At 38.4% G+C, this 23,998-nt stretch carries 18 protein-coding genes; 7 read left to right on the forward strand and 11 right to left on the reverse strand.

Features of this window, described 5'->3' with window-relative positions; translation table 11 throughout:
• The first annotated feature begins 13 nt into the window (after positions 1-13).
• Positions 14-712 carry a purine-nucleoside phosphorylase gene (gene deoD / locus AC2S94_RS06645; protein ID WP_484630687.1) on the forward strand — a complete coding sequence of 233 codons (699 nt, stop codon included), beginning with the start codon at positions 14-16 and terminating at the stop codon, positions 710-712.
• Positions 713-721: 9 nt separating this feature from the next.
• Here deoD and AC2S94_RS06650 read toward each other — a convergent pair whose 3' ends face one another.
• Positions 722-1,555, reverse strand: coding sequence for a universal stress protein (locus AC2S94_RS06650; RefSeq protein WP_484630688.1), 834 nt, complete (start codon positions 1,553-1,555; stop codon positions 722-724).
• 167 nt (positions 1,556-1,722) lie between these two features.
• Here AC2S94_RS06650 and AC2S94_RS06655 point away from each other — a divergent pair, with 167 nt between their 5' ends.
• The 3 genes from AC2S94_RS06655 (at position 1,723) to AC2S94_RS06665 (ending at position 4,873) form a co-directional block, all read left to right on the forward strand.
• The gene (locus tag AC2S94_RS06655) at positions 1,723-2,973 is read left to right on the forward strand and encodes a PAS domain-containing sensor histidine kinase (RefSeq protein WP_484630689.1); all 1,251 of its coding nucleotides are present in this window, start codon (positions 1,723-1,725) and stop codon (positions 2,971-2,973) included.
• Between the two features lie 21 nt (positions 2,974-2,994).
• Positions 2,995-4,038 (forward strand): response regulator, encoded by a 1,044-nt coding sequence (locus AC2S94_RS06660; RefSeq protein ID WP_484630690.1) that lies wholly within the window; start codon positions 2,995-2,997, stop codon positions 4,036-4,038.
• A gap of 79 nt (positions 4,039-4,117) precedes the next feature.
• On the forward strand, positions 4,118-4,873 hold the full coding sequence (locus AC2S94_RS06665) for a universal stress protein (protein WP_484630691.1): 756 nt from the start codon (positions 4,118-4,120) through the stop codon (positions 4,871-4,873).
• 126 nt (positions 4,874-4,999) lie between these two features.
• Here the strand turns inward: AC2S94_RS06665 and AC2S94_RS06670 are convergent, their stop codons facing one another.
• From AC2S94_RS06670 to AC2S94_RS06690, 5 genes are all read right to left on the reverse strand, one after another.
• A complete protein-coding gene (locus AC2S94_RS06670; protein ID WP_484630692.1) occupies positions 5,000-5,281 on the reverse strand; it encodes a hypothetical protein in 282 nt (93 codons plus the stop codon).
• 83 nt (positions 5,282-5,364) lie between these two features.
• Entirely contained in the window at positions 5,365-6,642 is a 1,278-nt protein-coding gene (locus AC2S94_RS06675) for an acetyl-CoA hydrolase/transferase family protein (RefSeq protein ID WP_484630693.1), read from the reverse strand.
• Between the two features lie 21 nt (positions 6,643-6,663).
• Entirely contained in the window at positions 6,664-7,236 is a 573-nt protein-coding gene (locus AC2S94_RS06680; protein ID WP_484630694.1) for a YceI family protein, read from the reverse strand.
• A gap of 74 nt (positions 7,237-7,310) precedes the next feature.
• Positions 7,311-8,582, reverse strand: coding sequence for a hypothetical protein (locus tag AC2S94_RS06685; protein ID WP_484630695.1), 1,272 nt, complete (start codon positions 8,580-8,582; stop codon positions 7,311-7,313).
• Between the two features lie 24 nt (positions 8,583-8,606).
• Positions 8,607-9,185: a YceI family protein gene (locus AC2S94_RS06690; protein ID WP_484630696.1), complete on the reverse strand. Its 579-nt coding sequence runs from the start codon at positions 9,183-9,185 to the stop codon at positions 8,607-8,609.
• A gap of 434 nt (positions 9,186-9,619) precedes the next feature.
• Here AC2S94_RS06690 and AC2S94_RS06695 point away from each other — a divergent pair, with 434 nt between their 5' ends.
• Positions 9,620-13,459: a hybrid sensor histidine kinase/response regulator transcription factor gene (locus AC2S94_RS06695; RefSeq protein WP_484630697.1), complete on the forward strand. Its 3,840-nt coding sequence runs from the start codon at positions 9,620-9,622 to the stop codon at positions 13,457-13,459.
• A gap of 75 nt (positions 13,460-13,534) precedes the next feature.
• Here the strand turns inward: AC2S94_RS06695 and AC2S94_RS06700 are convergent, their stop codons facing one another.
• From AC2S94_RS06700 to AC2S94_RS06715, 4 genes are all read right to left on the reverse strand, one after another.
• Complete coding sequence (locus tag AC2S94_RS06700) at positions 13,535-15,934, reverse strand: glycoside hydrolase family 31 protein (RefSeq protein ID WP_484630698.1); 2,400 nt, start codon at positions 15,932-15,934, stop codon at positions 13,535-13,537.
• 64 nt (positions 15,935-15,998) lie between these two features.
• Positions 15,999-17,906, reverse strand: coding sequence for a 1,4-alpha-glucan branching protein GlgB (gene glgB, locus AC2S94_RS06705; protein ID WP_484630699.1), 1,908 nt, complete (start codon positions 17,904-17,906; stop codon positions 15,999-16,001).
• Between the two features lie 9 nt (positions 17,907-17,915).
• Positions 17,916-19,562 carry a maltokinase N-terminal cap-like domain-containing protein gene (locus AC2S94_RS06710; RefSeq protein ID WP_484630700.1) on the reverse strand — a complete coding sequence of 549 codons (1,647 nt, stop codon included), beginning with the start codon at positions 19,560-19,562 and terminating at the stop codon, positions 17,916-17,918.
• A gap of 3 nt (positions 19,563-19,565) precedes the next feature.
• Positions 19,566-21,509 carry an alpha-1,4-glucan--maltose-1-phosphate maltosyltransferase gene (locus AC2S94_RS06715; RefSeq protein ID WP_484630701.1) on the reverse strand — a complete coding sequence of 648 codons (1,944 nt, stop codon included), beginning with the start codon at positions 21,507-21,509 and terminating at the stop codon, positions 19,566-19,568.
• Between the two features lie 229 nt (positions 21,510-21,738).
• Between AC2S94_RS06715 and AC2S94_RS06720 the strand changes: the two genes are divergently transcribed.
• Positions 21,739-22,719, forward strand: coding sequence for a hypothetical protein (locus AC2S94_RS06720; RefSeq protein ID WP_484630702.1), 981 nt, complete (start codon positions 21,739-21,741; stop codon positions 22,717-22,719).
• 30 nt (positions 22,720-22,749) lie between these two features.
• Here AC2S94_RS06720 and AC2S94_RS06725 read toward each other — a convergent pair whose 3' ends face one another.
• On the reverse strand, positions 22,750-23,382 hold the full coding sequence (locus AC2S94_RS06725; protein ID WP_484630703.1) for a diheme cytochrome c-553: 633 nt from the start codon (positions 23,380-23,382) through the stop codon (positions 22,750-22,752).
• 151 nt (positions 23,383-23,533) lie between these two features.
• On the opposite strand from AC2S94_RS06725, the gene AC2S94_RS06730 reads away from it, so the two are divergent.
• Positions 23,534-23,998 carry an RNA methyltransferase gene (locus AC2S94_RS06730; RefSeq protein WP_484630704.1) on the forward strand — a complete coding sequence of 155 codons (465 nt, stop codon included), beginning with the start codon at positions 23,534-23,536 and terminating at the stop codon, positions 23,996-23,998.

A 23,998-nucleotide genomic window follows, 5' to 3' on the forward strand; every position in this document is an offset into this window, starting at 1 on the left:
ATTTGATCAGCTTATGAGTCTACATATTGAAGCAAATTCCGGAGAAATTGCCGAGAACGTTTTGCTACCTGGCGATCCGCTTAGGGCGAAATGGATCGCAGAAAATTATCTTGAAAATTCTTTCTGCTACAATAAAATTCGCGGCATGTATGGTTATACAGGAAATTATAAAGGAAAACGGGTTTCTGTACAGTCCACCGGAATGGGAATTCCTTCTGCGATGATCTATATTAATGAACTTATCAGGGAATATAAGGTTAATAGTCTGATAAGGGTTGGCAGTGCAGGTTCTTATCAGAAAGAGGTTGAGCTAATGGATATCGTGATCGCCATGTCTGCTTCCACAAATTCTATAATCAATAAAGAGCATTTTCAAATGAAAGATTTTGCTCCAACAGCCGATTTTGACCTTTTTATTAAAGCTGTCGAATCTGCAAGGAGTAAAAACATAGAATTTAAAGCTGGGAATATATTGTCTTCTGACATTTTTTATGAAGATGATCCCGATGCTTATAAAAAGTGGGCCGAATATGGAGTTCTTGGCGTAGAAATGGAAACATCCGCGCTTTATACTCTTGCAGCGAAATACGGCGTAAAAGCCTTATCCATTTTAACCATTTCAGACTCTCTCGTTACCAAGGAAGAAATTTCGGCTGATAAGAGGGAAACCAGTCTAAGCGAAATGGTTGAGTTGGCTTTGGAATGCTTCTAAAAACTGAAATCAGATCTTGAAAGTGATCACCGGGATCGCTGCATGATTGGCAATATCTTCCCCAATACTTCCAAAGAAAAAATGCCCAATACCTTTCCTGCCATGAGTTGGCATAGCAATAATATCAACTTTATTTTCATTGCAGTAATTAAAAACACCTCGCTCTACAGTATAGTCATCATAGAAAATTATTGATTCATCCATATTTTTCTGATCCATGCTGGCATCAATTAGAAAATTCGTAGCACGGGTTTTCATTTCACGAGTGTTCATGAATTTCTCAGGAATATTGATGAAAAGCACTTTTGGCTCGAGACCAAAGATCTTGAAGAATTTTCGTGCGTGTAAAAAAGAATTTAGCGTTTCCAGTTGAAAATCAGTTACGAAAATGGCCTTATTAAGCTTGAAGTTTGGAATTCTATCTTTGATAACCAATACCGGAACCTCAGAAGTTCTGACCACCTTTTCTGTATTGGACCCGATAAAGGCTTCTTTAATTCCTGAACTTCCGTGAGAACCCATTACAATAAGGTCTGCATCGTATTCCTTTGCCACTTCATTGATTTCAGAAAAGACCCTGTTGGTTTTTACAGCCTGACTTACATCTAGGTCCTGCAGGTAATCTTTATCAAGAAGTTTATCGAATCTTTTTTTGGTAAGTTTCATGAAATACAAAGCGTTGAAAACTTCCTGTTTTTCATCATGGGTAAGAAAAGAATCAGGTATTCCCATTAAATGCAAAACCACAATCTCTGCATTTTGCATCCTAGCGATATTAGCGGCTACTTCAAGGGCATATTCAGAATGATCTGAAAAATCTACGGGTACAAGGATAGTTTTCATTTTTTCTATGTTTTAATACTCAAATTTAATGACCATAGATTCGTGAAAACATGATAAAAATCAGGTTTATGGCAATTAAGTTTCAATTGCGATTTTAAGGCGGGAAGGGAACAGGTTTAATTCTAAAAAAGATTTTACCTTTAAAATACGAAATTAAAAAACAGGATTTGCGCGAATTTTTCAATAACAAAGAAGATGTTTTTGATACGCTTTTTCAGGCGGCTTCAGAAGGAATTATTATCGTTGATGCGAAACAGCATGTAGTGGCAGCCAATAAAGCGGCAGATGAAATTTTCGGATATGAGCATGGAGAACTCATCAATAATCATCTCGATGTATTAATTCCTAAGGATTACCACCATGCTCATCATGGCCATTTTAATAAGTTCCTGAAAGATTCCGAAAAGAGACAGATGGGGCATGGCCGTGATCTCTATGGTGTTAAAAAGAATGGTGATCTTTTTCCGGTGGAAGCAGGATTGAATCCATTCGAAATAAACAGCGAAAAATTTGTGATGTCCTTGGTGATAGATATCAGCGTTAGAAAGGAGACCCAGCGCCAGATCCAGGAGCTAAACAATGAACTTGAAAGTAAAATTCAGCAAAGAACGCAGGAATTAATTGAAACTGTTCAGGAATTAAAAGATCTGAACCTTGATCTTGAAGAGGAGATCAAGAAAAGAAAACTGGCTGAAAAGAGGATAAAAACAGCGCTACAGAAAGAGAAGGAATTGAATGAACTGAAGACCAAATTCCTTTCCCTGGTGTCTCATGAATTTAAAACTCCTTTAAGCGGAATTTTGACATCTGCTACATTAATTGAAAAATACACCCGGGAAGAACAACAGGAAAAACGGGAGAAGCACCTGCTTACCATTCGCAATAAAGTGCATTATCTCAACAATATCCTTAATGATTTCCTTTCCATAGAGCGTTTGGATAGTGGCAGAGGACAGTATAAGTTTTCCAGGTTCGGCTTGAGAAAGTTTATTAACGAGGTAGTATACAATGCAAATATTACGCTCAAGGAAGGCCAGGAAATAATCTATCCCAAGGATATTGAAGAGGTTGAATTATACCAGGATGAGAAGATCCTTGAACTTATTGTTTCAAACCTCCTGGGAAACGCGATCAAGTATTCTTCTGAAAATACAACGATCTGGTTTGATATACAATTTCAGGATGGCAATATTATTTTCGTAATAAAGGATCAAGGCAGGGGTATACCTGAAAAAGATCAGAAGCATATTTTTGAAAGATACTTTAGAGCAGAAAATGCTTTGCTAGACCAGGGCACCGGGATAGGTTTGAACATCGCAAAGTCGCATATATCGAACCTTGGAGGAAAGATAGAATTCGAAAGCGAGGAAAATATGGGTACGACCTTTACCGTCCAGGTGCCTATAGACAAATCTTAAAATCATAATCAGCTAAGAACCATGAAGAAATTGTTATTAATTGAAGATGATACCACAGTAAGAGAAAATACTGCTGAATTACTGGAACTTTCAGATTATGAAGTAGTAACCGCTCCCAATGGGAAGATCGGGATCGAAAAGGCACTTCAGGAAAAGCCTGACATTATTGTTTGTGATATTATGATGCCTGAAGTTGACGGCTACGGTGTTCTGGAAGCTTTGAGCAAGAACGTAGAAACTGCAAATATTCCCTTTATTTTTCTATCTGCGAAAACAGAACATAAAGATATTCGGCGCGGTATGGATCTCGGGGCCGATGATTATTTAACCAAGCCTTTTGAAGAAGAGGAGTTATTGAGCGCTATAGAAAGTAGGCTGGCCAAAATAGCAATTTTAAATTCTTATCGGCAGGAAGAACCTCAGCCTGAAAAAAATGAAAAACTTAAAGATCTCGAAGATCTTAAAAGGGTTTTTTCTGAAAATGAATTACTGTATTTTAAAAAGGGGGAGAATGTTTATGAAAAAGGAAAGCATTCTAACTTTTTCTACCTGGTAGATCGTGGAGTGATAAAAGTATATCGAGCCGATAGCCAGGGAAAAGAACTAATCACCGAATTGTATAAAGAGGGAGATTTTTTTGGAAATCACGCTACAGATCCTCATTCTTCGTACGAGGATTATGCAACGGCAATGGAAGAATCAAAAGTTTACGCTGTTTCCAGGGAGGAATTTCACAGGCTGCTGGCGGAAAATCCAAAGATCAGCATGCAACTGGTAGAGAGTTTAAGCCATAATATGTCATATCTCAAAAACCAGCTGATGGATATGGCTTATGGCTCGGTTCGGAAAAAGACAGCAAACACCATTCTTTTATTTGCCGAGCGCATAACCAAACATCCTTTAAAAAGTATCAGGATCTCTCGTGCAGATCTTGCGGGTGTTGCCGGTATGGCTCCGGAAAGTCTAATCAGAACGCTTTCTGAATTTAAGAAGGAGGGATTGATAGAGATCGAGGGCCGTAATATTAAACTGCTCGATTCAGGGGCCTTAAAAAAAGTGAGATAATTAAATTTTTTCACTTACTGATTTTGGTCATTTTTTAAGAAGCTTTCTACGCTTAAATTCGCTTGTATAAGTGAATAAAATGAATGTCCTGCTACTCACCGATTTTTCGGAAACATCAGAGAACGCTATGAAATATTCGGTGGAATTCTTACAGAATTCTGCCGCGACTTTTCATTTGATGAATATTCATGAATTTGATTTTCAAAGAATCAAAGGGAAAACTCTCGGGAAAAAAATTCAAAAGACTCTACAGGACCTGGAAGAGCAGATTTTGAATTTGGCTTCTTATTCACCTAATCCAAAACATCAGTTCAAAACGATATTTTCTTCTGAAAACCTCATTAACGCGGTTCGAAGATCTTTGCAGGAATATAAAATTGATTTGATCTTTATTGGAACTCAGAGTCAGCAAGCTCATTCCCATCCGTTATTTGGCGATCATGCCTACGAACTGGTTCGAAAGATCAAGTGTAATATTTTTGCGATCCCTACCGGATGTAAATTTAGAAAACCTGAAAAAGCGGTTTTTCCTGTGGACGACAGTTTGCTTCCGGAGAATTATAAAAAAGATATTTTAGAGAAGATAGAATACTTCAGATCACTGGAATTTACCTTGATGGAGATAAGTAATAATGATTCGATTTTCAAACTTGGTAAAAAAGAATCCCATCCAGGGAGGTTTACGAAAAAGCTTTTCAGGCAAATCCAGAAGCAATATGATTTTATTTTCATCATCGGCAAAAACCTGAATCTTTGCGACCGGCTCCTGCATTCGGAATATGGCTTTTCGGCTAAAATGCCCATTCAAATTCCCATCTACGTTTATCACGGTTGAATTAAAAAAGGTTGCTTTTTCAAGAATTTATTTAATGGAATCCTGTTTGAAAAAGCAACCCTTTCAAAAATGGTTGGTTAGTAGTTTTTAGCCGGACATTTGTATTCCGGCTCCGGTTGAATTGTGTCATAAAATATTGATCATAATAAAGGTCGTACTCACCAAAAGGCTAATTATTAATGAGTTAAATACGAATTTTGGTTTTAGCTGGGCAAGTACTGAAGCATTATACCACATACAAACAATAACGATCATAGCCAATTGAAGCATTTCTGGAACCCCATGTCCATTCATTAAGGTTAGCATGGCGGCTATAGATCCAACACAGGTTGAAAGAATGATTCCGGTAGTGGCTCCAGCATAAAAATCTCTGGTAAATTCTGATAGTTGTTTTTGATAAAAAGTCATGATTTCTAGAGTTTGAATTACAGGATAAAATTAGGGCTGTATTCAAATTTAAAATATGACAGAAATCATACTTTTAGGAATTTTCAGGTGTTCAGTCTTTCATAAGCCATTCTCGAAAGTTCTTCCCTGTGGTCTGGATGTGAAATAGATATAAGAGCTTCAGCTCTCTGCTTCAGATTTTTTCCAAATAGATTCACTACGCCGTATTCTGTGGCAATATAATGCACATGAGCTCTCGTAGTGGTCACCCCTGCGCCTTCTTTTAAATAAGGTACTATCTTGGAAATTCCATTTTTTGTTACTGAAGGCAGCGCGATGATCGCTTTACCACCTTCAGAGAGCGCAGCACCTCTGATAAAGTCCATCTGACCGCCCACTCCGGAATACTGAACTTTTCCAATAGTATCTGCACAAACCTGGCCGGTAAGGTCAATTTCAATCGCTGAATTGATCGCTGTAACTTTCGGATTTCTTCTTATGATCGCGGTGTCGTTTGTATAAGCAGCTTCCTTGAAATGAACCAGCGGATTGTCATCAACAAAATCATATAATTTAGGAGAGCCAACCGCAAAACAGGTCACAAGTTTTCCGGTTTTCACCTCTTTTTCCTCACCGGTGATGACACCTTTTTCAATCAGAGGAAGAATTCCATCTGAAAACATTTCAGTATGAATTCCCAGCTTTTGATGGTTTACCAGGTTATTAAGCACCACATTCGGGATTCCGCCTATACCCATTTGCAAGGTGGCGCCATCTTCAACCAGGTTGGCCACATGCTTTCCTATCTGTTTTTCAATTTCAGTAGGCTCTGTAAGGTGTGCTGCATGAATTGGCTGATTAACTTCTATCGCTGCATCCAGCTGGTCTATATGAATTACCCCATCACCATGAGTTCTCGGTACATTGGGATTGATCTGTGCGATCACTTTTTTAGCATTCTGAATAGCCGGTAGGGTTATGTCTACCGAAACTCCCAGGGAACAGTATCCATGCTTATCTGGCGGTGAAACCTGAATAAATGCAAAATCCAGCGGTAAAATGTTTCTTCTGAAAAGAATATGTATATCACTCAGAAATATCGGGATATAGGCACCATAATTCGAATTTACAGCTTGTCGAACATTTCCGCCTACAAAACAGGAGTTGGTCTTGAAAGATTCGTGATAAGGCGTTTCGGTATATAATGCTTTACCTTCCGTATGGATCTGTATGATCTCTACATTTTTCAGCTCATTATATCTTTCACAGAGCGCATCTATGAGAACGTTTGGTGTCATTGCCGCTCCCTGTACGAAAACGCGTTGATTAGATTTTACTTCCTTTACCGCATCCTGTGCAGATACTATATTTAAAGTTTTCATGGATATGATGTTCTGTTATTTCTAATATAATTCCCTGACTTTCAGATCAAATTTTATCTGGATCATTTCGTCAACTTCAATTAATCCTAATGCCTTGGTTGGTGGCTTCAGACCAAAATCCCGAATATTGATATTGAATTTTCCGCGGAACCGTTCTTCTTGCAATTGTATGGGCAACTGGTAAGCTCTATCTTTTCCAGCGAGCTTTACCCGGATAAAAGCTTTTACGTGTTCTGAAGATATTAATTCTACACGAGAAACTTGAATATCGATGGATGGGTAGACTTTATTATTCAATAGATCCTGAAAATCGGAATTCATTCTCTTATTGCCACAATCAAAACCATTGGTTAGCAATTTTAATTTTAGATCACGAAAAACTATTTTATCATCTTCATAGGAATAGCTGAAGGTTCTTGGCTCGCAAATTAGTTGGATATCAAAGTTGCATTTAAACTGGTTTATATTCGTTCTGCCAATAATGGTCAAGGTGCTTTCAGTTAAAATGCTAATATTTTCTTTCTCAAGATCTTTTTGTGAATAAACTGAGAGAGAAAAGAACAGGATCATCAAAAATGTTGGTAGCGTTTTCATTTGATATGAATTTGTAACGCCAAATCGGGTAGAATATCGATAATGAGATTCTACCCGATAGCATCATTCAAACATTAGAAACTAATGGCAGCTTCAACCATAAATCCGTTGAATTTTCCATCATTGTGAATATCGGTCACGGGATAATCGTTGTACTTTTGGTTGACATATTCTAATTTCATCAGGATATTTTTTGTCATGAACCAACCCGCGCCTAATTGAAATCTATTGATATCTACGTCATCGCCACTTTGGAGTTCTCCCTCGGCAAGACTGTATCTTCCTCCCAGGTAAAGGTCTTCAGTTTCACCAAATCTGTAGATCAATTCCCCCGCATAATGGTTCCAGGTTCTTTCGCTGGCTTCAGAAGCCGATTTTCCCTGTGCTCGTTCATAGATTCCGAAAAATTCAAGTCCGCCATATTTCAGGAATGGATTGATCATGATAGATGTCAATTCATTTCTAAGTCCGGGATTTATGCGGCCTGCTCTAAAGCCGTCGCCATTTCCATCAATATCTGTGAAGATTGTATAATACCTGCTTCCAGAACGGTCACCACTATATAAATAAGCGCTGGCGGTTTGGGCGGTATGATAAACAGATCCGGTTAATCTTAACCTCAGGTCTTCGCTAACAAAATCATCATACCCAAATTTTGCCACGAAAGAAGGACTGGTGGTTTCAGGATTTTCTACAGACTGGTTTAGTTTACCATTGGTCATACCAACCATTCCCAACCAGCCATCACTAAAATAATATACTTCGGCGCCTACTTCGGTTGTAAAACTATCCATCAGGTAATTTCCCACAAAAGGATTGTAAAGCGCCATGGCATTATCTGTTCTTCGGAAATGAGCATCACCGTAATTCACTTCCATATGCCCTATTTTAATTCGAAGTTTATCCATGATATCCTTGGCAAAACCTTCACTGATAAAATCCAGTTTATCAATTTGAATATACCCTCCTTTTACCCATGCTTCCGGGTGATGTTGAGAAGAAAGATAGGTTCTTAGATGCATTCTAACTCCGTCATAAAGAGCCACATCAAGATCTAGGTTTGCTGTAGCCAGGTTGAAGTTCTTCCCGATTTCTTCTAAAACCGGAGTCGCTTCATTGCCTGAGTTTTCATGCTCCAGTCCCTGAAACTGAATTGTGGAAGCTCCGCCAATTCTAACTTGTACACCATCAAAAGTATTTAGACTGTCTTTAGGTGCTTCAAATTGATTAATTCCTCTCTGGTCTGGCGCTCTGAAATTATCAAGATCGCGTTTGTTTTGTCCAGCTGCAGTAGAAGCTATCATCACAATTAGCACCATACTGAAATATTTAGTAATAGTTTTCATATCATTTATTTTAAGGTTGAAGAATTATTTATTGAATTGAGCTCTGAATTTTACTTTGATCACATCACCCGTTTTGATGGAACCGAACATGGCTGTAGGCGGTTCTATTCCATAACTCGTCATTTTTATCTCATGTTTACCGTTAATAATGATCTTGTTATTTTCCATGTCGAGGTTGAATTTTAGATCGATATCCTTCTTGACTCCCGCGATTTGAAGCTGTCCCGTGGTATTTACCTGGTATTCTCCTTTAGATTTTTCGGTAAAACCCTTAACAGATTTCAATTGGTAGGTAATAGATTTATGCTGATCTGTTTTCAGTGCTTTATAGGTATTTTTATCCATACCGCTTTTACCGCTTACCAGGCCTTCTGCTTTGATGGTCATTTCCATTGATTTGATCTCTGAAAGCTTTTCATCAGCTTTTTCTATGCTAAGAATTCCGGTGCTTCTGGAAGCCTCCATTGTCCAGTCGTGAATATTGGAAGTTCCGTAGATGATTATGCTTGATGCATCATTATCAAATTGAAAGTTTTGAGCGTTCACACCTAATCCCATCAGGAGGATGAGAATTAGAAGTTTTAAAGAGATGAAAGGTTTCATATTGATCAGTTTTAAAATCAATACAAATTTGGGAAAGGAAGGTCTCTTGAATAATGACGAATGTCATGTTTCCAAACCTTTTACATTATTGAAGGGTTTGAACCTGTTTCAAAAACGTAGGGGAAAACCCGTAATTTCTGTCATTTTTTAAACTGCTGGTTACGGAATAGAATTAATTTGTAAATTTATATGTTGTTGATCGTTAAAAGGGTTGACACGAAGGCTAACGAAATATGCGATTGTATGTTTGTTAGCCTTTTTTTATTTCTGCAATCTCAGGTGTATGAAAATTCTTTCTTTATTTTGTTAATATCGTCTTAATAAATACACTCTAAAACTTTACAAAACAGCAAGTTGTAATTACAGTAATTCCTAAATTAACCCTGATTCAAACAACTAAATTTTGAGATTTGGGGCATTTTAAATTTAGAGTTTTGTATTCCTTTCTATTTATTCTAGGAATTGCCGGTACGTCTATCGGACAGAACTCAAATTCAGTAAAAAGGGTTAAGGCTGTTGAGCCTTTTATTAAAGCCGAAGAAGTGCATATTCAGCAGGATCTGGGAGATAATCTCTGGATCACTACTCCCATGAAAGTCATGGCCTACAATTCTATTGAGGTAAAAGACTTCAATAAATTTAGAGGAGTACCCAAAGAAATAGGCTCCATTTTTCTGGAAACCTATACCGATTCTAAAAATAAAGTCTGGCTTTCGGGGAATCGCGGACTTGCATTTTTTAATGCAAAGAAAAATGCATTTTCATTTGTTAGTGATATCACCGGGAAGATCTACAGCATGCTTGAAGATCCTGGTAAGCAACTTTGGCTAGCTGCAGAGAACGGTATTTTTAAGCTGAATATCGATTCTAAAGAAAAAGATTATGGAATTTCTAGATTTCTTTCAGAGAATACTGTAGCCTCAGATATTATATTATTTGGAGAGAAGATCGTTTTTGTAGGACCTAACGGAATTTTAACCATAGACAGACGCTCTGGGAAATTCAATAAACTGGATATGGGGTATCTCCAAAACCTGAATATTACTAGCGCGCTTGCCCTTGATGATAAAATCCTTTTCGGTACCAAATCTGGCGGTATTTTAATGACCGATGCTCAGCTGAAAAATGTTCAAAAGGTTTACACGATCCCATACGAAATTTCGAGTTCTGAGATCACAGATCTGGAAAAATTTGATGATGAGGTGATCATTTCTACAAATGGAAATGGCGTTTTCAGGCTGAATAAGGATTTGAGAAGAATTGAAGAATCTACTGAGAATTACCCGGAAAATATTTATCAGCTTGCTTTTAACCAACAGAATTCTTTGTGGATGGTTGCGAAGGAAGGATTGTTTCTTCAGAATTTTTCAGGTTTTGCCATTGATAAATTAAAGAATGACCCGTTGGTATATTCCAGCCTGGCAGATGATTTTGTCACTGCGGCTCAAACAGATTCTAATGGAAATGTTTGGTTTGGAACCGGAAAGGGATTAAGCATTTGGTACCCGGAAACCGGTCGCTGGCGACATATTAAAAACCTTAATTATGCCAGGCAGTTAAATGAACCGGATAATATTACCGATATTGTGGCTACTGGTGAACATATTTGGGTGGCTACTGCAGATGACGGTGTTTACAAGATCAATATTAATACGCTATTAAGAGCTCATTATTCTGAAGATGCCTTGTTTAAAACGAAGGTTAAGCATGCAAATACTTTGTTTGTTGACGCTTCAAAAAATATATGGGTAGGAGGAGAGGATACTTTTGTGACGAGGATCAGTCCGGCGAATGAAATCAAAAACTATCCTATTAAAGAGGTAAAAGCGATTGCAGAATTAGGTCCGAAAAAGATGATTATTGCGACCCGTTCCCGGGTTCATTCTTTAGATCCCAACTCGGGTAGAATTACTGATCTTGATGCTTTAAGTGCAAATCAGGATCTACTGTATTATTCTATGAACGATCTAAAAATCACCCATGACGGACTAAGTCTTTTCGCTACCGAAGGCGCCGGACTTCTTAGCTATGATTTTGAAAAGGAAGAAGTTGAAATAATTGATTCTGAATCTGGCTTACCATCTAATAATATTACCTCGCTTCACGGTGACCTGAAAGAGGGATTATGGCTGACAACAGATAAAGGTTTGGCATTTTATAATCCCGAAAATAAAGAGGTAAAGGTTTTTTCAGAGTTGAACGGTCTTAGCAGTAACGAACTTACTTCAGACATAGCGATGCTAAAAAATGGAGCTTTGGTTATTGGAAGTCCAAAAGGAGTGAATGTTTTCAAGCCAAAAACCATGTTGGCGCAGCAGGAATTCAAACCAAGGCTGGAATTGAAGAAACTGACGCTTCCTTCGGAAAAAGATGAAAAAAAGTCAAACATTTTTCTTAGCGGCAAAAACGAGGTTTCCATAGACGAAACTAAAGGCTTCAGAATTGAATTTGCGGGCATTTCGCATCTCGCTCCAGAATCGATCGTTTACTCCTGGAAACTGGAAGGTCTGGATGAAGAATGGAGTAAACCATCTTCGGTGAATACCGCGAGTTACTCAAATCTTGCCCCGGGGAATTATATTTTTAAAGTAAGGAGTAAACTAGGTGACGCTGCCTGGACAAAACCTGAGAATCTTGAAATAAATGTAGAGGCTGTTGCTGGCACGATAAGTAGCATTTACCTTTTTATGGGAATTAGTGCGCTGGCATCGATCGCGATCTTTGTTTTTGTATTCATAAAACGCTCAAAGAATGCCGATCAGTTAGCCAAAGCTGAATTACGGGAACAGCTTCAGAAAGAGTTTAAAAAACCTGTAGAAAGTGCCGTGAAGTCTCTGAGTAAGATCTCGGCTTCGGCTGAGCCGGGAAGTCATGATGATCTTCAGCGCTACGCAGCAAGATTTGATGAATTATTTAACCAGATCCTGAATTTCAGCTACCAGGAATCTGTTTACGAAATTTCAAGGATCAATATGCAGCAACATCTTCCGCAGGTGATAAAAGAAATTGAGCCCGTTTATAAAATGAAAGATCTTGAAATGATCGTAAATGATCAATGGGGAGAATCTGATTTTTATTATAACCTGGAAATGTTGGACAAGATTATTTTTAGCTTAATATCTGGTAGCGCAGGCTATTCTATTAAAGAAGGCAAAGTTTTGATGAATTTGATCCAGACCAGTATTGGAGATCTTAAAATTCAGATCACTGATAATGGAAGAGGAATTCCAGAGCATGACCTGAAGATTTTGGAAAAGAGAAAGTCCTTAAACCCGAATATGAAGTTCAGAGATAAAAGCGGACTGAGGTATATTCTAAAGGCGCAGGATCTCATTGCAAAAGCGGGAGGAAGTTTTAGTTACGAGACTGAAAAAGATGAAGGTTCTACCTTTACCGCAGTACTGAAAAATAAAAAGGAGGATTACCGTAAAGTTCCGGAAAGAGCTGCAGCGATATTTAAGGCAGAAAAAACAAAAGCTGCTCCAAAAACCGAATTCCCAACCGAGATCACCAATCTTAGTGAAAGCAAGATCCTGATCATAGAAAGCGATGATGAAACCAGGAATCTTCTGGTGAACAGTATTGGTAAATACTGCCAGATCTATCAGGCGGTAAATGCAGAAGAAGGTATTGAGAAAGCAGGGATGATTTTTCCGGATATTATAATATCAGCAACGGTTTTACCAGACATGAATGCGTTTCAGCTTTCAAAAATGCTTAAAAGAAATATCGGGCTTAATCACATCAATATTTTTCTAGTTGCTGATGAAGAACAGATGCTTAGCAAAGATCAATTAGAAGATATGGTTGAGGTGATTAGAAAGCCGATTGATATTAATCTTCTACTTTCCAAGATCACGAAAATATTAATCTGGCAGCGTGATTTAAGAAATTCTTATGTGAAATCTCATGTGGAAGCCACCGAAGTGAAATTCAAAAATGAAAGCGATGCAAAATTCATTACGAACCTTAGCGATATCGTGGTGCAGAATATAAGGAATGAAAATTTTTCAGTTCATGATCTCAGTGCTGCTTTGAGCATTACCAGCAATACGCTTTTCATGAAACTAAAAAGCCTGGTAAATCTTTCACCGCAGGATTTCATGGAATTCACTAGGCTTAATTATGCCCGAGACCTGATGGAGCATACTGATATGAATGTCATGGAGATCGCCTACAAATCTGGATTTTCCAGTCCGAAATTATTCTATAGTTCGTTTAAAAAATTCTATGGCTACAGTTTGACAGATTCTCTAGAAGATAGATCAGTTTAGTATAGTGCCCTGACAAAAATTAGCCTGTCTTCATCATTTGATGAGACAGGCTAATTAATTTATAGTGAAGACTGATTATCCTACTAAATGCAGGTCACTGAAGTCTTTATCTACAAGGATTGTTTTATTTTCGGCATTGTATTGCAGATCTTCTAGCGGAATTTCTTCATTTTCGTAGATCACTTTTTTAATTTCAAAAGGTAATCCGTGGAATTTTAATCTGAATTTTGAGTAAGGTGCAGAGTATTTACCGCTCTTATGCTGCTGAACTATAATCCCATCTTCCCTACCGGTTAATTTGAAAGTTCTCAAGCTGTAGATATTCTGGCGATATTCATAGCCGTCATGCGCATCTTCATAAAACTCTGAACTTTCCTTACCTAATTTGTAATAGATTTCCAGGTTGATCTCCTCCATGTCCAATTCATCAACATACTGTTGAACAGGATATTTTGGAATTACCGCACCTTCTTTGATATACATGGGTACAATATCCAAAGGAGCGTCTACCCACATTTCCTTACCACCGGTAACTAGCTTGTCATTCCAGAAGTTGTACCATTTGCCACGAGGAATGTACATTCTTCTTCCCTGTACATTTGGCTCCTGAATAGGACAAACCAGAATCTGATTTCCGAAAATAAATTCGTCTGACCTGTAGTGTGTCTGGACATCTTCCTGATCAAAGTAAACCAGAGGTTTTAAAATTGGAGTTCCTTCATGAACATATTTCTGAAAAGCAGTATACAAATAAGGCAATAACTGGTATCTCAGCTCCACATATTTTCTCGAAATATCCAGTACTTCTTCTCCAAAGAACCAAGGTTCCTGTTCACCATGATCTCCGGAAGAATGCACTCTACAGAAAGGATGGAAAACTCCCAACTGTAGCCATCTCGCGTAAAGCTCTCCTGAAGGTTGCTCGGCAAATCCTCCAATATCAGATCCTGCGAAGCTCATTCCACTCATGCACAATCTTTGTATCTGAACATTGGCCAGCCATAAGTGTTCCCAGCTAGCCACATTATCTCCAGTCCAGGTGGAAGTGTATCGCTGCCCTCCGGAATAATTCGCCCGAGTAATGATGAATGGTCGTTTAGGAAAATTAAATTTCTTAACACCTTCATAGGTCGCACGAGCCATTTGCATTCCATAAATATTATGAGCTTTTCGGTGGCTGCATCTGTGGCCGTCATAATCATGTCTAACATCCAGGGGAAAAGTTTTTCCTGGAACTTCCATTACGGCAGGTTCGTTCATATCGTTCCATACCCCTTTTACGCCAATGTCTCCGATTAATTCACGGTAGAGTCCACTCCACCATTCTCTTACCGCAGGATTTGTAAAGTCTGGGAAATAACATTCTCCAGGCCAAACTTTTCCGCGCATATATGGACCATCTGCTCTTCTACAGAAATAATTTTTATCAAGAGCTTCTTTAAAAATATCGTAATTCAGGTCGATCTTGATTCCCGGATCTATGATCGCAACTGTTTTGAAACCGTCGGCTTCCAGTTCGCTTACCATTCGTTTTGGGTCAGGAAAATATTCCTTATTCCAGGTAAAGCATCTGAAACCATCCATATAATCAATATCCAGGTAAATAGCGTCACACGGGAAATTCAGTTCCCTGAATTTTGAAGTGATCTCTTTTACTTTGCTTTCCGGATAATAGCTCCATTTACATTGATGAAAACCAAGCGCCCACATAGGTGGTAATTCAGGTTTTCCGGTAAGATCTGTATACGTTGTTAACACATCAGACATCTGTGGTCCGTAAATGAAGTAATAATTCATTTCTCCACCATCTGCCCAGAAACTGGTAACATGTCTTCTCTCGCTGCAAAAATCAAAATGCGTTTTAAATGTATTATCGAAGAATATACCGTAAGAAAGATTTCCGTGAAGTCCCATATAAAATGGAACAGCTTTATATAACTCGTTGGTGTCCTTTCCGTAGGCATATTGATCGGTATTCCAAAGACTAAGGCGTTTACCTTTAAGGTTGAAGTTTGTTGGCTTATCTCCCAGACCGAAGAAATTTTCCTGGTCTTTTGAAGATTTGCTCATTTTTACAAAGTTTCCACCGAATTCAAAACTTTCTTCCCAGTGAAAACCGAGTTCATCTTCCAGAATCGTTTTGCCATTCAAATCATACATTCCTACCCGGATATCATCACGGGCAACTTTGCAAATGAATTTTTCAGTGGTAACAATAATATGGGTATCGTCTTCTTCAACTTTTAGCTGGTTGAAACCATGTGGATGATCTGCATCTACTGCGTAGGAAAAGTCATCCTCAAAAATACCATTGGTAGAATATCGAAGTCTCAACATATTATCACGCAGTACGGTAATTTGAAGTCTAACTCCGTTCTTCGTGATAAAATTTATGGTATCCTGATCGTGCTCATATGAGATCAATCCGCTAGGGTATAGGTTCCCCTTGTGTTCAAGTTCTGTATTGGTAATCATAGTTTTGCGGTCTTATTAGTCGGTTACAAAAGAAGTTTATTCCTTTGAAATATGCTATGCTTAATTATAAAATTTCAAATACTACGCAGCCAAGTGGCGGTATAGTTATTTTAGCTGAATGCTCTCTTCCGTGAAAAGAATTCTTATTGGTTTTAATGCTCTTATTTTTGATTCCCGAACCACCATATTTTTTATCATCTGAATTGAAAACCTCTTTGAGTTTTCCACCCTCAGGAAGCCCAATATTGTAATCTTTTAATACGGTTGGAGTGAAATTACAAACAACCACCAGTGATTTTTTAGGATCTTCTCCTTTTCTCAGGTAGCATAAAACTGAATTCTGACTATCGTCGTAAGAGATCCATTCAAATCCTTCAGCAGAAAATTGCTTTTCATGTAAAGCTGGTTTAGATTTATAAAGTTTATTTAGATCTGTCAGAACCTTTTTAATTCCCTGGTGAGGTTCGTAATCCAGTAAGTGCCAGTCCAGGCTAGTATTATAATTCCATTCTTCATACTGACCAATTTCAGCACCCATGAAGAGCAATTTTGCTCCGGGATGCGTGAACATATAAGAATAAAGAAGTCTCAGATTGGCGAATCTCTGCCAATAGTCACCTGGCATTCGTCCTAATAATGATTTTTTACCGTATACTACCTCATCATGACTTAGCGGTAAAGCGAAGTTCTCCGTAAAAGTATAGGTCATACTGAAGGTGATATCATTTTGATGATATTGCCTGTAAATCGAATCTTTTTTGAAATATTCAAGCGTATCGTGCATCCAGCCCATCATCCATTTCATTCCAAATCCGAGTCCGCCAAGATCTACAGGTCTCGAAACCATTGGGAAAGAGGTAGACTCTTCAGCGATAGTTTGAACGCCTTCAAAGCTTTTGTAAACTTCCGTGTTTAGATCACGTACAAAACTGATGGCATCCAGGTTTTCCCTTCCTCCATGCTCGTTAGGTTCCCATTCCCCATCCTCACGTGAATAATCAAGATATAACATTGAAGCTACGGCATCTACTCTTAAACCGTCTGCGTGATATTTGTCCAGCCAGAAAATCGCATTACTAATTAAAAATGATCTTACTTCATTTCGTCCATAATTGAAGATCAAACTTTTCCAGTCTGGATGATAACCTTTACGTGGATCAGGATGTTCGTATAAATGGGATCCATCAAATTTACCTAATCCGTGTTTGTCTTCCGGAAAATGTGAAGGCACCCAGTCCAGAATAACACCAATCCCGGCTTTATGAAAAGCGTCGGTGAGATACATGAATTCCTGTGGATCCCCGAAACGAGAAGTCGGAGCAAAATATCCGGTCAACTGATAACCCCATGAAGGATCGTATGGATATTCCATGATCGGCATGAATTCTACATGCGTAAAACCAATCTCTTTAACATAAGAAACCAATTCATCGGCCATTTCCACATAAGTTAATGAACGATTTTCATCCATATTTTTACGCCACGAACCTAGATGAACTTCATAGATAGAAAACGGACTGCTTAGTGAATTTTTATCTTTTCTGGAAGACATATATTTTTTGTCCTTCCACTTATACTCAAGATCCCAGACGATAGAAGCTGTATTTGGCGGATGTTCACATTTAAGAGCATATGGATCTGCTTTTTCCAGCTTCATGTCATTGATATTCGAATGGATCTTGTATTTGTATTTCGCGCCTTTTTCCACTCCCGGAATAAATCCTTCCCAGATCCCGCTTTCATCCCATCTCACATTTAATGGATGTTCTCCCTCCAGCCAGTAATTAAAATCTCCAATTACGGAAACAGCTTTGGCAGATGGTGCCCATACTGCGAAGTAAACGCCTTTCTCGCCGTTAACTTCCATAATGTGTGCACCAAATTTTTCATAAAGCCGGTAATGCTTACCGGCTCTAAAAAGTGATATATCGAAATCTGAAAATAAAGAGTGTACCTGTACTTCTTTTTTCATAGTTGGTTTTTAATTTTTCTTATTCTTTAAAATACTGGCAATTCCTCTCAAAGGAATGATCGTCCATCTAGGTCTGGAATTTAATTCATATCCCAGCTCATAGACTGCTTTTTCCAGTAAGCAATAATCGAGTAAAAATTCTATTTCCTGTTTATAACCAATATTTAAATTTTCAGCCTGCACTTTATGCACATAGGTTTCCATAAAAACGCCTATCATATATTTATAAAGCACTTCCCCGGCTGCAAACATATCTTCCTGGGAGGTTGAAAAACTTCCGTCGTTATTAAAGATCGTTGAATATATAGCATAATGGAAAGATCTGAACATTCCTGCCACATCTTTTAATGGAGGCTGCTTAACTTTTCTATCCTGAATTGTGCTTTCCGGCTCTCCTTCAAAGTCCAGCAGGTAAAAATCATCGTGATCTACCAGCACCTGTCCCAGGTGATAATCCCCGTGAATTCTTATTCTTTCACTTTTCATCCTGGTCCAGTTGAAATTCAGAAAATGTTCCCTGATCTCTTTTTTCTTATCCAGGAATTCTTTTGCCAGTTCCAGCGCTTCGCCATCGAGCTTATGCATATTATTCTCGATCGTATTCAGCCTGTTTTGGAACATGTAGATAAGCCTGTTCTTAAGCCAAACCGCATAATCCCCATTATATTTGGTGGGAGTGAAGGCGGTATCCTGCATATCGCTGCCTAATGCAATGTGCATTTCTGCAGTTCGCTGGGCTAATTTCGAGACTTTCAGGAAAATGTTCAATCCGGCGAAATCTATTATTTCAGGCGGGATCGAATTGATTGGTTGTCTTTGATAAAGAGGAATGTCTGGTAATTTCTTAACCTTGATCTTCTTCTTTTCGATATTGATAAACACAGATTTTAGCTCTTCCAGCATATATTTCCATGCATCACCCTCATTTTCGATCAGGTCTTGCATTAAAGCGAGTGTAATGGTGTCGCCATTATCGAGGTCAAGATTGATGCTTCCAACATAGGCAGGAATATTTCTGAAATTACTTTTTTCAGTTAGGAAACGACTGATCTCATAATCCGGATTTTTACTGGTATAGATCCTGCGGAAGAATTTCATGACCAGCTTGTCATTATAGATGATCGAAGTGTTGCTTTGCTCACCACCCATGAATTTTGAAGACTCGTACTTCATGGGTTTCATGGTTTCAGACCGGTGAAAAAGTATCTTTTGATGATTATTTTCCGCGGAATAACCCATGATCCTATTGAAAACAACGATCCTGAAATCTTCAATATGTAAAGCATCGATTAGATGACCTTCCACACCCTGAAAGGTGACCGGCGCAATAATGGTTCCTGTTTCAAGATCAGCCTTTTCTCCGGGTATAAAACTAACTGGAATAAAATAGTCCTGGAAAAAAGCCTCACTAAAATTGATCTCAATTAAAACCCCGAAAAATGTGTTGTTCTCTGAGCTAAGCTTACAGTGGTCTACAACTTCAATATATTTTAAGGTACTTGATTTTCCGGCATACCAGCGTTTTTTCAGAATATAATCCTCAAGAATTTCAGTGCTGAAAGTCTTGATGAATTCCTGATCTTCGAACGCCGTTTCCCAGGTGCTCTTAAACTGAAAATCTGAAGTATTTACATTGGTATTTGCCTGCTTTGACATTTTTTAGTTTTTAATTATTTTGAATAAATGGAAAGGCATTCCCGGATGCAATTCCACATAACACCATTCTTGATCCCAATTGTAAGAGTTGCCTGTGATCTGATCTTCAACAGTTATCGATTGACCATGATCCAGGCCTAATTCATGTCTAGGAACTTTTACCGATCCCTGCTTAGAATAATAAGGATCCAGGCTTACAACCATTAGAGTTTGGTTTTCCCTTTTCTGATCATATTTGTAATAGGCTATGAGCCCTTCATCATGAATTTCGCAAAATTGTATATTATTGGTTTGCTGCAGGGAGGCGTTATTATTACGTGCGGCATTAATCTTGGAGATTACACGCATCAGTTTGTTCTCAGCTTTCCAGTCCCAATGGCTTATCTGGTATTTTTCTGAATCTCTATATTCTTCTTTTCCCGGCACGGCATCTGAAATCATAAACTCATAAACGGGGCCATAGATCCCGGTATTGGAACTTAGCGTGGCTGCCAGAAAATACCTGATCATAAACATAGATTCATTTGCTCCCTGTAGATGGTATGGGTTGATATCTGGCGTGTTTGGCCAGAAATTCGGTCTGAAATATTCGCTTAATTCGGTTTTGGTTAGCTGGTTCACATATTCTGTGAGCTCATGCTTATTGGTTCTCCATGTAAAATAGGTGTAAGATTGTGTAAAACCTTGTTTTCCCAGTTGCTCCATGATCTTTGGACGGGAGAATGCTTCCGCAAGAAAAAGAACATCAGGATGTTTCTTCTTGACTTCGGCGATTAACCAACCCCAGAAATAAAATGGTTTGGTATGCGGATTATCCACCCTGAAAACCTGAATTCCTGCTTCTTCTATCCAGTAAAGTACGATATCAAGAAATTCCTTCCACATTTTCTTCCACTCATCAGATTCAAAATAAATAGGAAGTATATCCTGATATTTTTTCGGCGGATTTTCAGCATACTGTATGGTACCATCAGGTCGCCATTTAAACCAGTTCGGATGTTTGTTTACGTAAGGATGGTCTGGTGCTGCCTGCAATGCGAAATCCATCGCGACTTCAATACCCAGATCCTGTGCTTTTTTAACCAGAGATTTAAAATCCTTTAAAGATCCAAGTTCCGGATGCAGATCTTTATGGCCGCCATGTTTTGAACCAATTCCCCAGGGAGAACCAACATCATTATCCTCTGCATTGGTAGCATTGTTTTTTCCTTTACGGTTAACTTCTCCAATAGGATGAACTGGCGGAAAATACAGCGTGTCGAAACCCATTTCTGCTACCCGTGGTAAAATTTTCTCGCAGTCTGCAAATGTTCCGTGTTTTCCTTCTTCTGAAGATGCTGAACGCGGGAAAAATTCGTACCAGGTACTGAATCTGGCTTTTTTTCTGTCTACGTAAACAGGGAATTTTTTGGTTTCAAAAGGAACAGCTTTATATGGATACTTTATAAGTATATTTTCAAGTTCTTCATCAAGGCATATGCTAACGGCTTCTTCGTATTGATCTTCATTGCTGAAAGCCGCGATCCCACGTTTGATCAATACAGAATCAGATTTTGTGGATTTTGGTAGAATCTCCTTTAAAATTTCCGCGCCTTCCAGCAATTCCGATTTTACATATTGAGAATCCTCGATTTTCTTAATAATTCCATGACGCCAGTTAAGCCCGTGGTCTTCCCATCCCTCAATATAAAATTCATAGTTTCCCTGGGTTTCAACCTGGAATGCACCTTTCCAGGAATCATTTTCATGAGGCTGCATCCTGGTCTCATTCCAGTTACGTTTTGCCGAATGTTTATAATGTATGGAAGCCTGTATGATATCATGACCGTCTCCAAAAATATCTGCCTGTACATCTACAATCTCATCAATTACTCTTTTAACGGGGTAATCACCACAATTAATGACCGGGCTAATGTTTTCAATTACAATTCTGCTCTTCTCTAGCATATAGATCCTGAGTTTTAATTTTTTGATCGTCAGAATCTTAAATTTAATAAAGAGTTTTTGAAAATGGCATCAATTAGTAAACTTGTTTGTTTTTTTGACAATTAATTAAGTTTTAGATGCTTAGGCAATTAGATAAATTGCGATATTCTTTGAAATATGCTTAAAAAATTGGAATTTAGTTAATGCTCCACGTTGCTTATTCAATTTAGGCTAATCAAAAACTAATCATATGAATATCAAAAAATTAAAATTTTTGGGTGGAGCAGCTATCATTGCGCTTCTTTTCTTTTTTATTACTTCCTGTAAATCTAATGAGGAGAAAGACGAGAAATCTTCTGAAGAAATTCAGCAAATGGAACAGGTTGAAAAAAAACCTGAAGCTCAATCTATGACCATTGTAACCAATGCGATGGAATTTAAGACTAAAGATGAATGGAAGTCGGGTTGGACAACCATAAAATACCGCAACAATTCCAATGAAACCCATTTTGTGCTTTTTGACAAGTATCCTGATGGTAAGACTATTGAAGATGCTGAAAGAGAAGTGGGGCCGGTTTTTCAGGAAGGAATGGATTATTTGAATAAAGGTGAATTTGACAAGGCCAATGAAGCATTTGGGAAGTTGCCCGAATGGTTCCAGCAGGTTGAATTTACCGGTGGCGTAGGTTTGATTTCGGCTAAAAGCACGGCGCAATCCACTGTTTATCTTGAGCCTGGCACATACATTATCGAATGTTATGTAAAAATGGCCAATGGTGTCTTTCATAATACCCAGGGAATGGCAAAACAGATCAATGTGGTGGAAGCTGACAGTTCCGATTCCGGGATAGAGGAAGATTATACTATTCAGGTTTCAGGGATTGAAGGAATTAGTTTTAATGCCAGGCCTTCTTCCGGGGAAAAGACCTTTAAAGTTGAGTTTGGTGAGCAGAAAGTACATGAGAATTATGTAATGTCTGACGTACACCTGGTATGGATTGATGAAGGTGCCGATCTGTCTAAACTGAATAGCTGGATGAACTGGGCAGATCCAAGCGGACTTCAAACACCTTCGCCGGAAGGTTTTAAATTTTTAGGCGGAATGCAGGAAATGAAACAGGGTGGAACCGGGTATTTTACGGCAGAGCTAAGACCTGGCAATTATGCTTTGATATCTGAAATTCCAGATCCGCAGAGTAAAGGGATGCTCAAAACTTTTAAAGTGGAATAAAGTAAAAACCGGCATTGAGCCGGTTTTATTTTAGCTTGTTCGCAAACTGTCGAGTTTATTTGGAGGAATAGGAGCAGGAACAGCATTTTCAACGGGATTTGTACTTTGAAGATACTTGAACATAGATTCAAGATCTTCATCATTTAATTTTCCTAAATTTTGCCACGGCATAGGAGGTAATATCATTCTTCCGCCTTTATCTCCTTTAAGCTTTCCTTCCCGCATGGAAGTTTTAAACCTTGCCATTGTCCAGTTCCCGATTCCGGTATCATCTGAAGTTATATTTGCAGCGAAGGAAACACCCCAGGGTCCAACCGCTGCGGTGAGGTCACCGCTCATCAACATCCACCCATTCTGCAAAGCTTCAGAATTTATAGGCGGTAAAGAATCTCCCGCCTGGTAACCGCTTAAGGCGAGCTCTGGAATCTCTTCAGGACCGCGTTCGGTCATTCTTTTTGGTGAATGACAGTCATGACAACCTATGGTTTTTACGAGATATTCACCTCGTTTAATACTGTCGTTCATGGTCATTTTTTTCTCTTCGGGAACTTCCTTGTAATCTTTGTTATTACAGGAAGTTCCTGTTACTAGAAAAAACATGGCGATCAATAGATTAAATACCAGACTTCGCCTCAATAAAGAAATGGAAAATGTGTGAAACATAATTAAAATATTGGTTGTTAGTTAAACTGAATTTAATTCAACTTTTTGATATCCAATAAAATAACCGATGAATAAAAAGCTTTTTCGATGATCTGCAACTTCTTGATTCTGTTTGCTGTGTAGAAAACTATAAGAATTCTATTTTTGCTTTATGAAAACAGATAATCTGGAACAGGGATTTTTTGGGATAGGTATTCAAAATGGTAAAACTCCTGAAAATCTTGGTGTATTATGGCGTTCAGCCCAGAATATGGGAGCCAGTTTTATTTATACCATTGGGAACAGGTATTCAAAACAGGCCTGTGATACGCACAAAGCGGTAGGAGCCATGCCATATTTTCATTACGATACCTTCGAAGATTTTTATGCTCATCTTCCTAAGGGAGCAATGCTTGTTGGAGTTGAATTAACTGACGATGCTCAACCGCTGGAAGAGTTCACGCATCCCAGAAGATGTGTTTATCTTTTAGGTGCCGAAGACCACGGACTTTCCAATGCTGCAATTGAAAAAGCACATTTTCTGGTGAAATTCAAATCAACATTGAGTTTGAATGTTTCCGTGGCGGGAAGTATTGTGATGTATGACAGAGGTATGAAATCTGAATTCTCTACCTGA

The sequence above is a fragment of the Christiangramia pacifica genome (assembly GCF_057221535.1).

What these genes read in the sequence shown, in the direction of transcription:
- AC2S94_RS06730 (WP_484630704.1), top strand. Translation starts at nt 23,534, where the DNA reads ATGAAAACAGATAATCTGGAACAGGGATTTTTTGGGATAGGTATTCAA.
- AC2S94_RS06670 (WP_484630692.1), bottom strand. Translation starts at nt 5,281, where the DNA reads ATGACTTTTTATCAAAAACAACTATCAGAATTTACCAGAGATTTTTAT.
- AC2S94_RS06685 (WP_484630695.1), bottom strand. Translation starts at nt 8,582, where the DNA reads ATGAAAACTATTACTAAATATTTCAGTATGGTGCTAATTGTGATGATA.
- AC2S94_RS06715 (WP_484630701.1), bottom strand. Translation starts at nt 21,509, where the DNA reads ATGCTAGAGAAGAGCAGAATTGTAATTGAAAACATTAGCCCGGTCATT.
- AC2S94_RS06725 (WP_484630703.1), bottom strand. Translation starts at nt 23,382, where the DNA reads ATGTTTCACACATTTTCCATTTCTTTATTGAGGCGAAGTCTGGTATTT.
- AC2S94_RS06650 (WP_484630688.1), bottom strand. Translation starts at nt 1,555, where the DNA reads ATGAAAACTATCCTTGTACCCGTAGATTTTTCAGATCATTCTGAATAT.
- AC2S94_RS06675 (WP_484630693.1), bottom strand. Translation starts at nt 6,642, where the DNA reads ATGAAAACTTTAAATATAGTATCTGCACAGGATGCGGTAAAGGAAGTA.
- glgB (WP_484630699.1), bottom strand. Translation starts at nt 17,906, where the DNA reads ATGAAAAAAGAAGTACAGGTACACTCTTTATTTTCAGATTTCGATATA.
- AC2S94_RS06680 (WP_484630694.1), bottom strand. Translation starts at nt 7,236, where the DNA reads ATGAAAACGCTACCAACATTTTTGATGATCCTGTTCTTTTCTCTCTCA.
- deoD (WP_484630687.1), top strand. Translation starts at nt 14, where the DNA reads ATGAGTCTACATATTGAAGCAAATTCCGGAGAAATTGCCGAGAACGTT.
- AC2S94_RS06720 (WP_484630702.1), top strand. Translation starts at nt 21,739, where the DNA reads ATGAATATCAAAAAATTAAAATTTTTGGGTGGAGCAGCTATCATTGCG.
- AC2S94_RS06660 (WP_484630690.1), top strand. Translation starts at nt 2,995, where the DNA reads ATGAAGAAATTGTTATTAATTGAAGATGATACCACAGTAAGAGAAAAT.
- AC2S94_RS06665 (WP_484630691.1), top strand. Translation starts at nt 4,118, where the DNA reads ATGAATGTCCTGCTACTCACCGATTTTTCGGAAACATCAGAGAACGCT.
- AC2S94_RS06690 (WP_484630696.1), bottom strand. Translation starts at nt 9,185, where the DNA reads ATGAAACCTTTCATCTCTTTAAAACTTCTAATTCTCATCCTCCTGATG.
- AC2S94_RS06710 (WP_484630700.1), bottom strand. Translation starts at nt 19,562, where the DNA reads ATGTCAAAGCAGGCAAATACCAATGTAAATACTTCAGATTTTCAGTTT.
- AC2S94_RS06700 (WP_484630698.1), bottom strand. Translation starts at nt 15,934, where the DNA reads ATGATTACCAATACAGAACTTGAACACAAGGGGAACCTATACCCTAGC.